Raw genomic sequence first — 11,421 nt, 5'->3', positions numbered from 1 at the left:
CGATATTAATTGAGATCGCGAAAACTCTGCGGAGTTATGGATTCAATTTTTCTAAAAGTAGATACAAAATGACTAGCATCCAAAAAGCCCACCAAGGAGGCGACCGCCTTGACGGTGAGCTTTTTATCGTTTATCAGGTGCTCCTTGGCCTTCTGAATGCGCAAGTGTATGAGGTATTGGTAAGGGCTCATCCCTGTTGTCACTCTGAATAAGTAGTTCAATCGTTGTGAACTGATACCAGCATATTCTGCCAACTGGAGCAATCCAATAGCGGGGTTCGAATAGTTCTCTTCAAGAAACTGAATTAATGGCATCAATCTGACGGTATGCTGGGAGAAGGAACGTTGATTATCGACTTGTCCATATCGTTTCAGATCCATCAGAAAGCGATAGATAAAGGCCGAACCATCCATTCCGTTGAAATCGAAGTTTTGTCTTGCCAAATTTCGACTCCTTTTATGCATAGTGGATAGTCGGGAGTTCGATTCCCAGCTAATCACAGTAGAGGTAGTCAAACCGAGAGAGGAAACAATGAATGGTGCGAGGTTTCCATTGAATGTGATATACCAGGTAGACCAAGGATGCGTTTGGGTTACATAACGGTGCGGAGCATTAGGCGGCAGCAAAATTCCTTGATTTGGCGCTAGGGTGAGTGTTTTGCCCGCAATTTCAAATATACCTTCTCCTCCGGTTGTCTGCAGCCAATGATAACAATGGTAACCTTGTGGTCGGACAAACTCATCCTGCCATTCATTCCATCCCATCGTTTCGATGAAAATAGGCAGGGTACGGTCCAAGGCTGTTACCAGCATTTGTTTCATGTAATGCTGCATTGAATCACTACTTTCATTTTTTTATATTGTACTTTAATTATACCTGATTTCACTTCTGCCAGTCACATTAATCGTAATCACGACGATACCGATCCTTCTCATATACCCATTTGTTCAAAAGTATTTTGTTAAAGGCGTCATGATCGGCTCTGTGAAAGAATAGGTGAGCTTGGGATTAATCTTTTGAAGAAACGCATCGTGCACGAGTTTAGGGGCTATGACAGGCTGTGAGCAATTGACCTGTCATAGCCCCATTTGCATGTTATTGGAAATTATAGGGGTTTAACAGGCACACATAATTCGCAAAAATCATTCTCAAGCATATCACCGATATATCTTTCTAAAATCGGTTTATCGTCCATTTGGTATCCGCCGTTTTGTAAGTATGGAAAAATTTCATTCCATGCTCTTTGAATAGCTTCCGCTGTATGTTTGATTGTGCAAATCACATACGTTCCACCATCAAGCTGGCCCTCGCAAATGGAATCATCATCTGGATATTCCTTTGAAATGACAATACATGCATCATATCGACAGTTTTCCGGTAGTGTTGTTTCAGGGTTATCTTGCGGCACTCCGAGCAGGATTGTCGATTCAGTAAGCAGATATTCCCCTTTGGCCCAATTTTTTAGCTTCTCCATGGCTTGCGAATTGGCAGGACCATATGGCCCAACCTGTCGCACATAGGCAATGCGGTATTTCGGCAAAGTTTCGATTTTAATATCCATTGTTTTTTCCTTTCGCAAATAGATTGGAATACAATTGGAATGCTATCATGCTATAAAATAATATTCATTATTTTTTTTGAATAATCAATATTCCTATTCAATAGTAAGGCAATCTAAACGCAGCTGACGGCTAAGATTAGCGGGATTAAGACCTGCAGAAGCAAATTTAAGGGCTGTGTCAGCTTCTCCTTAACGCAATACCTTTCGCTTTTATCGGTCTGATGGATTTCCTGCTATAATAGAATAAACTTAACCAAACATCGTTATTTGGAGGTGGCGTGTAGGATATGGCGATCCTTACTTTTCTCATTATTGGCTGGATTCTAAGTTGGTTCAAATTCGACCGAGTGTTTATACAGGCTTTCAAAGAGCTATTTAACAAAGAGGTGTCATCGGCAACTTACTATTTCTGTTTTTTCGCTATAGGGATTATCGGGGAGATCGTATTACTCATGCAAGGCGCATACTATGAGTATTTCTTACATAGATGATTTTATATATTTAAGTTATTGAATCACAACGTACCGAATGGCTGTCTATCTTTTTAATAAGGGGTAAGTGAAATAGCTTATGGATAATTATAATTTTTCTTCAATAATGGGTGATCAAACGAATTCACTGCCCGAGCAAATAGCGAATCATATATTGAAAAAAATATTTATAGGCGAATTAGTACAAGGGACTCGGCTGATTGAAACCAATATAGCGAAAGAATTGAATGTAAGTAACATTCCGGTTCGAGAGTCCTTCTATATTTTGCAAAATACGGGTGTTGTGGAACGGCTGCCTAGAAAAGGCGTGCATGTAAAAGCTATCTCCAAGAAAGAGATGGATGATTATACCGATGCCTTAGTGGAACTATTTAAGCTTGGAATCGATTTTTCAAAATCAAAGTGGACCGAAGAAAAATTTGCGCAGTTTAAGCAGTATTTGATCGGGGCGCAAGAGGCACTGCGGCAACAGGATATTTTAGAATACGTGGTTAACGTTCATCGATTATGCGGTTATGTGTTTCAAGTGGCTGAAAATAAAGCATTTAGCAAGTTTTACTCTGATATTACTTTTATTACAAATGCGTACTCCCAAATGAAATGGGGAGATGTTGAAAGAACAAAAAGCCGTTATATTTACTTGGAAGAAATGGTTCATGCCATCATCCAAGCGGATTTCGAGAAGGCGAAGGAAGCTTTTGAAATTTTGACGAGACAATCTTTAAATATATAGAACACAGCAAAGGAAAGAGACAGCCTCCAACGTAAAGTGGAGACTGTCTCTTTCTGCTCATGAGCTTAGTTAGCCATTACGCCGCCATTTTTTGTCCATGGGGATCCTGCAGCGTTCCAGCATTCATCTCTGTATTAATAATGCCCGGCTGGATGGCGTTCACCGTAATATAACGGCTGCCAAGCTGCTGAGCCAAGGCAAGCGTTAGGGTATCTATCGCCCCCTTCGATATGCTGTAGGAGAAAACACTAGGGGAGGCCACGCGTGTAACAAAAGATGAGATATTGATAATGCGGCCTCCATCCTTCAGGCGCGGTAAAGCCTGCTGGGTTTCAATTGACCCATATCCTCATCTCCTCGTGTAGAATTCAAGGTTAGTTATATCACACAGTGGGTTTTGAAATATTGCTCTCTTATTCCCGAAGCTAAGCGAGTTGGGAAAATACGCTGGAGATTTAAAAGTAATCCTGTATGATAAGAAATAACGATCTGAGTCGTTGCGAATTCGTGGGATTTTAATACGTTAAGTCACATCAGGAGGTAAACGAATTTGAATGAGGTCGAAGGAACACTACATAATGAGTGGCTCGCTCAATGGGAGTCAACTAATCCATTAAACGATAAATGGGTGACGGTTGGCGAAGTTCACTATATTCCCTTGCATACGTTCATACTCGTGACTGATGGACAAGCGATCTGGAATATTAATGGAGAAAAGGTCCATGTCGCATTTGGCCATTTGATTGCGATAGAAGAAAATTCATTAATTGAGGTTTTAGACGGTGGCAATTTGGATCTGTCAGGCTGGGAGATTCAATTCCATACGTATGCCCTGTTCCATAAACAACGAGAGGTCATGAAATTTGAATGGCATGTGCCAACAGGGAACACCTATCAAATCACGCAATTAACGGGTGGAGCATTAGCCGGCATCTGTCATCACTTAAGCGAGGATGCTCCTCGTGACAGGAATGAAGCAATGGTCGGCAACCAGCATTTTATATACGGATTACTGAAGCAGTTTTATCAGAAGCAGCCGAGTGACAGACAGACTACCGCACAGGGGATGCAGCGTTCTATCGTCTACATGCAGGAGCATTATGATGAGATCATTACACGCAAGCAATTAGCGGAAATGGCCGGAATAAGCCAGTGGCATTACTCCCGAAAATTCAGCGAACGATATGGCAGGCCTCCATTGGATTATTTGGCGAATTATCGAGTCTATCGCGCACAGGAAGAGCTGTTATTGACTTCCGCGAAGGCCTACGAAATTGCCAAAAAGGTAGGCTTTGAGGATGCCCATTATTTTAGCCGCCGCTTCAAGCAGCTTGCAGGAGTACCGCCAAGACTTTATGCGCAGACGATACATCAGCGAAAAATCGTATCCCTTTCCCCGCTCTACGCGGAGGTTCTAATCGCATTAGGGGTCATCCCTCATGCTGTGGTAGTAACTCCTGTGCTTTTGCCGCAGCATCAACGACAATTATTTGCCTCCCATCAGGTTCAGCTGCTGGAAGTTCCGCAAAATGGTTTTGATTTGGAATTAATTCAACAGGCGCAGCCGGAATTAATGGTGGGCCGTTATTTAACAGAGGATATGAAGCAGAAGCTGCGTACAATCGCACCTGTTATCACAGGCCTTACAGTGGATTTATCTATCCTGATTGATCAGTTCGCAGCTATATTTGACAAACAAGAAGCAGCAGCAAAGTGCCATAATCAGATGAACAATGAGGTGGATGCGGCACGCGATCAATTACAATCGATCATCCGATCTGGAGCCACGGTTATGGTCCTGCGAGTAGAGCCTACTGGGTATCGATATTTGGGAGGAAACTCAAGCAGAGTATCCCAATTGCTGTATGAAAAATTAGGCTTGGCCATTCCAGAGCCGTTAAAGTCGGGAAAAGCATGGTTTAACCCGTGCTCGATTGACCAATTGTATAATGCCAATCCCGATTATCTATTTGTGGAGAAACGTGTGATAGAGCATTATAGTGCAGATGAAAATATGGAGAAATTAATGGATAGCTACCAGTGGCGAAATTTGAAGGCGGTAAAAAATAACCGGATCTGCTATGTAGATACCAGTCTTTGGGTGGATGGCTTTGGATTCATTGGACATGCGCTTGTGTTAAAACAAATCGTAAGCCACTTATTGGATGGAAAAAGTAATAGAGCACAATAATCCACCTCTATACGCACCTTTTGCTATGGAAGGATATCTGCTTATTTGATAATCTTTGAAAGTGATAATTATTATCAATATAAGGGGAGAGCAATAATGTCAAAACGATTAATGAAGGTACTTGGAGTTGTGCTGTTGGCACTCAGTTTAATGCTAGCTGCCTGCTCCAATTCAACGAATACGAAAGAAGAAGCTGCTGTAGAAGCACAAGAAAGCAATGCGATTAAAGAAACGACTACAGATAAGACCACAGAAACGACCAAAGAAACCACTAAAGTGGTACAGAGCCTATTTGGCGAAGTCACGATTCCGACCGAACCCAAAAATATCCTCGTTATGAGCACGATATATGCCGAATATTTAATTGAGATGGGAATTACGCCGCAAATGGTCGTATACGTACCGGAGGTTGAACCTGCGTATCGTGCGCCTTATTTTGAAGAGCATGGGGTTCAAATGATTAATGGCGAGCTGTACCAGTATAACTATGAGCAATTGCTCAGTTTATCTCCGGATCTGATCATTGAGCGTGGGGCAGGCATGGAGCAGACGGCCTATGATGAGCTGACTAAAATTGCACCTACCGTTGCTGTGGACTCAAACAGTCAGATGGAAGATGTAATGCCTAAATTGGCCCAGTTGTTTGATAAGGAAACCGAAGCCGAGAAAGTGGTAACTACTTTTGATAATAAAGCATTGCAGGCTAAGCAGAAATTACAGCAGGCACTCGGTGACCAAACGGTGCTGGTGCTTCGTGTAGAGCATGACCGATATCGTTATTTGGGCTCGCAATCGGGGGACAGCAGCAGATTCTTCTATCAAACACTAGGCTTGAATATACCCGAAATTTTAAAAGAGTCGAAGGATTGGTTTACGCCATTTTCATTAGAAATTTTGCCAGATATTAACCCGGATTACATTTTCGTTGAACAGAGAGTATTAAAGGACTATGACACGACAGATTCCATGAAAAGTTTAGAACAAAGTGCGCTGTGGAAAAATCTCGATGCGGTTAAAAATAATCGAGTATTCACATTAAAGACCAATGATTTTGTGCAAGGTACGGGTCCTATTGGTTCAGGCCTGCTCATGGATTATATCGTAGAAAAGCTGGTTCCTTAAATGAATACGAGGCAGCAGGATATCTACGATATTACGATCATTGGCGGCGGCCCTGCGGGCATGTACGCAGCTTTTTACAGCGGTATGAGAGCGATGCGCACAAAAATCATCGAGGCCAAAGAGCAGCTTGGCGGATTTATGCGCACCTATCCCGAGAAGCTGGTTTGGGATGTTGGCGGAGTCGAGCCGATACACTGTGAAAAATTGATTGAATCTTTAGAAAAGCAAGCGAAAACCTTTGACCCCACCCTCGTCTTTGGCCAGGAGATTGCTTCGTTAGAGCGCCGGGAGGATCAGACTTTTGTGTTGATCTCCAAAACAGGCGAGCGCCATTATACGCGTACGATATTATTGTGTGCGGGTAGGGGGATGACGCAGGTTCAGAAGCTGGATATTGAAGGTGCCAATCGCTATGAATTGACGAACCTTCATTATACGGTGACCGATTTGTCGAGATTTGCCGATAAACGTGTCCTGATTTCAGGCGGAGGTGATTCTGCGATTGACTGGGCCAATGAAATTTCAAAATTGGCCAAGCAGGTCATCGTTGTTCATCGAAGACATGAATTTACAGCACACGAACTGCCTGTAGAGCAGATGAGAGCAGCATGCCAGGTGAAAATACCATATAGCATTTCACGTTTATATGGAGCGGGTGATCATATTGAACATGTCGAGCTCGTTCATGTGGAGACTGGTGTAATCGAGCAAATAGAAGTCGATGAAATCATCGTGAGTCATGGATATGATCGCGACTTTGGCAATTTGTCGAACTGGGGATTAGAAAGGGAGGACTATGGCGTATCGGTGGATGCGCGAATGAGGACGAGCGTTTCTGGCATTTTTGGAGCTGGCGATTTTATTACCTACGGCAGTAAAGTGCGGTTAATCGCAGGCGCCTTTAATGATGCCGTGTTAGCCGTCAATAGCGCAAAGCTTTATCTTGAGCCAGCGGCTTCTGATATGGCTGGTGTTTCCTCGCATAATGCCCGTTTTTTTGATAAAAATAAAGCGCTTCTGCAACAGTAGCTTGCAGGAAATATACAGCACAAGGCTGACATCGGTCATTGACCGGCGTCAGCCTTGTTTAATTTCCCCAACTGACACGGACGCTGCGGCACAGAAATTGTCCGCCAAAGCCTTCATTTTCGCCATCCTCAGGGTAAAATAGTAGTTGCTGTTCGAAATTGATAAAGTGGCGAACATTTGGGAATTATTTTAAGGGCGGAAACAGGTAGCGGATCCACTTTCTTATGAATAGGCCAAATATAGTACTAGGAGGAGATAAAATGAAGCTTGAACTTGGGCGCTGCTTGCTGCTTGAGCGATTAGCGGAAGCACACATGACCATTGGTCAATTAATCAAAGTGCTGCATTATAAACACGAACGGATAAACGATTTTATAGAAAATAAAAGAATGATGCCCTTGAAGACAGCGATTTCCATCGCTGATACGATTGGATGCTCGGTAAATGACCTGTATGAATTAATCGTGATCGAAGCCGAAGTACCTCCCAGAGTCGAATAGGAGGCTCATCTAGGGCGTATACCGCCAAGCTGAAATTTCGCCCTTCAAATCCAATTGTAAAAATAGCCTCGCCTCTTCATGATATATATCGGGACAGAAGTCTTTCTCCGTCGCTTCTGGTACACCGTCATGCCTGTTCCATACGGTCATATTCAGCCCTTTTCCCCATAAGAACAAGCGAACGCCATCTGCTGCTAATTGTCCTTGTGGATGAGGAAACACACCCTCTTGCTGCGAAGTGGTCTCATAGGCAGGAGCCTCTTTTAATAAAATAGAGCGTTCACCCGTCACCACATTGAACAAAATAACGACAGGCAATGCGCCTTCATCCGGCAAGTCCTCCTCATCGAAAAAATCGCCATCCACTTGTCCCCAGATTGCCATAGTGTGTGCATCTACCCAAGCGACGGGCAAATCCCAGTCCACAAGCATGTGCCAAGGTGTGCCTACGGAAGCGCCATCTTCCGACTCACGAGCGTTGTTCATCCAATCTCGCACATTCCAGAACCGAATAACACCGACCGGTTGCCATACCCAGCCCGTATCTACGACCCAATGCTGATCCTGTGACACGTAAAGCTTGCCATGAAAATAATTAAGATAGCCATCGTCGTCATAGTTGGTCTGGGGACGGTTGCTTAGAAGCTCCCCTGACTTCACATCAGTCAAGTCTAGACGGTTCCATTCTGTGCCATGAATAAGTGGCGAACGCCCGTCAATCTTGGCAAAAGCTAACGGAAAGGTACATACCTCTGAATGGTAGTCATCGCGAGACAGCTTCATGATTGGTTGGCGGGCTATTAAATCATAAACCGCCGCGTGACGGCCAAAACGGTTCGACACCGCTGCATATTGCCCATCTTTACTGACGACGATTTGCACCGGATGATAAGTAATTAGCTCAGGGATGTCAATCTGAAGCAGTTGTTCAGCAAGTCCTGTAGCAAGATTCAGCTTCCATAATTCACATGCATGATTTAAGGCAAGCACTGACCTATTTTGCTCATCGGGCAAAGGATGCATAACAGCGATGGAGCCTGGGGAGGCGCTAAGTGCTGGCAAAGAAATAAGCTGAAATGGCATATTCCCACCCCTTTTCAATAATAGCTTTATTTTAATCTATTTCTATGCATCTTCCAAATACTAGGGCGCGCCTACAAAATAGAGTCGGACTGCTGCTTCTAGCTTAATGACTAAGACTATTGTTGCTGAGGCCACGCGGCTCGGAAAGCTCGCCCCTTTTTTTGGCGGACTGAGGCGCCGCTATTCTGGCTTTTTCAACGATTTCGGGCTTTAAGCGGACAGGAGAGCCGTAACCGATCTAATAATCCCGGCAAAATGGCTATGGGAAGTGCATTAGCGTCTGCTGAGTCCGCCAAATCTAACTTTGTGCCGTACACGTGTCTTAGTCGGTAAGCCAGCTGTTTCTGCGGCCAGCTGGCTTTTTTTACTGAAATAAATGCCAATTCTCCACATTAGGCTCAGAAACTTTTAAAATCAAGTGAGAGAATGTGCAGGGATGGGGAGTCTTAGCAGTGAGATAAACAAAAGCTGTGCCGTAAAAGGAGGGGAGCAAGTGGAGCTGAGAGACGATCATATGATTATCGAAGCCGTGCTGAACGGAAATAAACAAGCGTACGCAGATATCGTCCGGCGCTATCAGAATAAGCTTTACGGGCTATTTCGCAAAATGGGAGCTTCCGAGGCTGACGCTGAGGATTTAACGCAGGAGACGCTGCTCAAGGCGTACCGCAAGCTGGCATCGCATAATCCGGTGCAAAGCTTTGCTGGCTGGCTTTATACAATCGCTGTTAATTTGCAGAAGGACGGCTGGCGGCGGAAAAAACCAGAATCCACCGTATTGAATGAAGGCTGCGAACGCCAGACACCAGAAGCCAAGCTGCTGCAAAAAGAGCTGCGCTCTGAGCTCGGCCGCCTGCTCGAGAGGCTGCCTGAGCATTATCGGCTGGTGCTGGTACTCCGCTACACGAACCAGTTGAGCCACGAGGAAATCGCCAGCGTAACGGGCATGTCGATAAGGCAGGTCACCAACATCATTCACCGCGCTAAAATCAGGCTGCGGAAAATGGTAGAAGCCAAGGAGGGACAACGTTATGACATTTTGGAATCGTACAAAAGCTGAAAAAGTCGATCCTAAAGCGGGGGTTGGAACAGCGACAGAGGAAGATAAGAAAATAGAAAACGTCTTGTTCGAGGACAAGCTTCAAGATGATTTTACCGATAGGGTGATGTTGGAGCTGGAGGGCATTGACATAGAGCCAGTGGAAAATGGCAATTTAATTGATTTCGAGCCGGGTGCCTCTTCCATTGCCTACCAAGTGAAAAGAAAGCAAGCGGCCAGAAGGTCATCGAGACGCAAAGCTTGGGGGCTTGCCGCCGCTGCCGTTGTACTCGCGGGAAGCACGCTGTTATACGCACAGCCGACGCTTGCGGATATGGTGCGGTCGCTTTTTGCCCAGAACAGCTATGTGGATAGCGGCATGAAGCAGATGCAGGAAGCAGGATTGGTACAGCATTCCGACGCCAGCGCCGAGGATCAAGGCTATACGCTGAAGGTCAACGAAGTGATAGCCGATTCGACCCGTCTCATTGTGGGAATCGACATTTATGATGCGAAAGGAAATGCGGTAGCTGGCGAAATTCAATCTGTAGATGGGAATTTTAACCTATTTGATGTAGATAGGGGACATATTGGAGATATCCCTTATGGGATTAGTACCGGAGGCAATACGACCACGAGCAGGTTCGAATTTGTTTTTAGACGGCCAGTATTGAAGGACAAGCTGCAGCTCGACGCTTACATTAAACAGATCGCCTTGCATCAAGGAACACCGGGTTCGGACGGCTTTTCGTCTAAGACGGTCAAAGGGCAATGGACGCTGCGGGTCGATGTCGATTTGAGCAAGGCCAAAACCCAGACGCTACTCACCCCTATCGACATTTCTTATGAGACGCCAAGCGGCATTCGGATTCAGATGCAAGGAGCAACCCGTACGCCGAGCGGAGGCTCGCTCGAGTTTACGACGTCGCTGACGCCAGATGCGGCAAGCCGTGCAATAAACGGTCAAAGTGGATTTCATTTGCTTAATTACCATCTGGAAGATGAACAAGGCCATGTGCTCGAGAAGAGCCCAAGCATGACGGAAATGGAATTTTCAAGCCGTCGCTACGAGCTTGACCGATGGAGCGGTCTGACGAAATGGTTTTACCAATTTAATGATTTTGCCTATGACAAGCAGCAGATCCGGTTTGTACTGGATAGCTATGTAATCCGTGAAAAAAGCGAGGCCTCGATCATTTTTGATCCGTCTAAAGCTTCGCCCGAAAATCCTGCCCTTTTCGAAGACGCTGGCGATTCACTCCTACTCAAAGGATTGACGATCGATTCAGATGGCTACGGAAGAATTCCAATTGGCGGCACGTTCAGCAACCCCAACTTTGCGTCGGGTACTTGGATCGCCGTTGACGAGAACGGCAAGGAATACCAGATGTATGCTGGCGGGGGATATAGTCCTGATAATCTGAATTTGGACGACGGTGCTGATCTCCAATTTATGATGAGTGGCATGAACAGCATGCCGAAACAACTGACGATCAAACGCACCGTCATCAATCGCCAGTACAAGGATGCTGACTTGTCGTTCGTCATTCCGTCTACCGGAACGACTGGTGTCATTCCGCAATAAGCAAGCAGTAATGGATGTTTATTTAACTGAACGAAGCTCAAAAATAAAGGTATTAAGGTAGCGGATCATGAAGTAGAGCAAGGTGAA

Annotated in this window: 10 protein-coding genes and 2 pseudogenes; 8 read left to right on the top strand and 4 right to left on the bottom strand. The window is 44.9% G+C overall.

From position 1 onward, the window contains the following. Window positions 1-5: 5 nt before the first annotated feature. Window positions 6-821 (bottom strand): helix-turn-helix domain-containing protein, encoded by an 816-nt coding sequence (locus tag ACSR9A_RS27795; protein ID WP_473761352.1) that lies wholly within the window; start codon window positions 819-821, stop codon window positions 6-8. A gap of 55 nt (window positions 822-876) precedes the next feature. Between ACSR9A_RS27795 and ACSR9A_RS27790 the strand changes: the two are divergent. Next, window positions 877-996, top strand: a pseudogene (locus ACSR9A_RS27790) (carbohydrate ABC transporter permease); the annotation flags it as partial. Window positions 997-1,105: 109 nt separating this feature from the next. On the opposite strand, the gene ACSR9A_RS27785 reads toward ACSR9A_RS27790, so the two are convergent. Continuing rightward, window positions 1,106-1,561: an AraC family transcriptional regulator gene (locus ACSR9A_RS27785; RefSeq protein WP_473761350.1), complete on the bottom strand. Its 456-nt coding sequence runs from the start codon at window positions 1,559-1,561 to the stop codon at window positions 1,106-1,108. A gap of 570 nt (window positions 1,562-2,131) precedes the next feature. Between ACSR9A_RS27785 and ACSR9A_RS27780 the strand changes: the two genes are divergently transcribed. After that, on the top strand, window positions 2,132-2,785 hold the full coding sequence (locus tag ACSR9A_RS27780) for a GntR family transcriptional regulator (protein WP_473761348.1): 654 nt from the start codon (window positions 2,132-2,134) through the stop codon (window positions 2,783-2,785). A 79-nt stretch (window positions 2,786-2,864) separates the two neighbouring features. Here the strand turns inward: ACSR9A_RS27780 and ACSR9A_RS27775 are convergent. Then, window positions 2,865-3,116: pseudogene (locus tag ACSR9A_RS27775) on the bottom strand (SDR family NAD(P)-dependent oxidoreductase); the annotation flags it as partial. Window positions 3,117-3,335: 219 nt separating this feature from the next. On the opposite strand from ACSR9A_RS27775, the gene ACSR9A_RS27770 reads away from it, so the two are divergent. The 4 genes from ACSR9A_RS27770 to ACSR9A_RS27755 all read left to right on the top strand — a co-directional run bounded on the left by ACSR9A_RS27770 (window position 3,336) and on the right by ACSR9A_RS27755 (window position 7,627). Continuing rightward, window positions 3,336-4,976, top strand: coding sequence for an ABC transporter substrate-binding protein (locus ACSR9A_RS27770; protein WP_473761346.1), 1,641 nt, complete (start codon window positions 3,336-3,338; stop codon window positions 4,974-4,976). Window positions 4,977-5,072: 96 nt separating this feature from the next. After that, window positions 5,073-6,098 (top strand): ABC transporter substrate-binding protein, encoded by a 1,026-nt coding sequence (locus ACSR9A_RS27765; protein ID WP_473761344.1) that lies wholly within the window; start codon window positions 5,073-5,075, stop codon window positions 6,096-6,098. Then, entirely contained in the window at window positions 6,099-7,127 is a 1,029-nt protein-coding gene (locus ACSR9A_RS27760) for an NAD(P)/FAD-dependent oxidoreductase (protein WP_473761342.1), read from the top strand. A gap of 260 nt (window positions 7,128-7,387) precedes the next feature. Then, window positions 7,388-7,627 (top strand): helix-turn-helix domain-containing protein, encoded by a 240-nt coding sequence (locus ACSR9A_RS27755; RefSeq protein WP_473761340.1) that lies wholly within the window; start codon window positions 7,388-7,390, stop codon window positions 7,625-7,627. A gap of 9 nt (window positions 7,628-7,636) precedes the next feature. Here the strand turns inward: ACSR9A_RS27755 and ACSR9A_RS27750 are convergent, their stop codons facing one another. Beyond that, entirely contained in the window at window positions 7,637-8,710 is a 1,074-nt protein-coding gene (locus tag ACSR9A_RS27750; RefSeq protein ID WP_473761338.1) for a hypothetical protein, read from the bottom strand. 493 nt (window positions 8,711-9,203) lie between these two features. On the opposite strand from ACSR9A_RS27750, the gene ACSR9A_RS27745 reads away from it, so the two are divergent. Together ACSR9A_RS27745 and ACSR9A_RS27740 are read left to right on the top strand one after the other, a co-directional pair. Beyond that, entirely contained in the window at window positions 9,204-9,770 is a 567-nt protein-coding gene (locus ACSR9A_RS27745) for an RNA polymerase sigma factor (RefSeq protein ID WP_473761336.1), read from the top strand. Next, window positions 9,742-11,334 carry a DUF4179 domain-containing protein gene (locus ACSR9A_RS27740; protein ID WP_473761334.1) on the top strand — a complete coding sequence of 531 codons (1,593 nt, stop codon included), beginning with the start codon at window positions 9,742-9,744 and terminating at the stop codon, window positions 11,332-11,334. The genes ACSR9A_RS27745 and ACSR9A_RS27740 overlap by 29 nt, the downstream gene beginning before the upstream one ends. Window positions 11,335-11,421: the final 87 nt, after the last annotated feature.

It is taken from the genome of Paenibacillus sp. R-74696 (assembly GCF_055814915.1).
This window is presented reverse-complemented; position numbering and strand designations above follow the sequence as displayed.

Bases quoted from the DNA above. Each gene is read 5' to 3' on its own strand.
- ACSR9A_RS27765 (WP_473761344.1), top strand. From the start codon at position 5,073: ATGTCAAAACGATTAATGAAGGTACTTGGAGTTGTGCTGTTGGCACTC.
- ACSR9A_RS27750 (WP_473761338.1), bottom strand. From the start codon at position 8,710: ATGCCATTTCAGCTTATTTCTTTGCCAGCACTTAGCGCCTCCCCAGGC.
- ACSR9A_RS27755 (WP_473761340.1), top strand. From the start codon at position 7,388: ATGAAGCTTGAACTTGGGCGCTGCTTGCTGCTTGAGCGATTAGCGGAA.
- ACSR9A_RS27740 (WP_473761334.1), top strand. From the start codon at position 9,742: ATGACATTTTGGAATCGTACAAAAGCTGAAAAAGTCGATCCTAAAGCG.
- ACSR9A_RS27785 (WP_473761350.1), bottom strand. From the start codon at position 1,561: ATGGATATTAAAATCGAAACTTTGCCGAAATACCGCATTGCCTATGTG.
- ACSR9A_RS27780 (WP_473761348.1), top strand. From the start codon at position 2,132: ATGGATAATTATAATTTTTCTTCAATAATGGGTGATCAAACGAATTCA.
- ACSR9A_RS27760 (WP_473761342.1), top strand. From the start codon at position 6,099: ATGAATACGAGGCAGCAGGATATCTACGATATTACGATCATTGGCGGC.
- ACSR9A_RS27795 (WP_473761352.1), bottom strand. From the start codon at position 821: ATGAAACAAATGCTGGTAACAGCCTTGGACCGTACCCTGCCTATTTTC.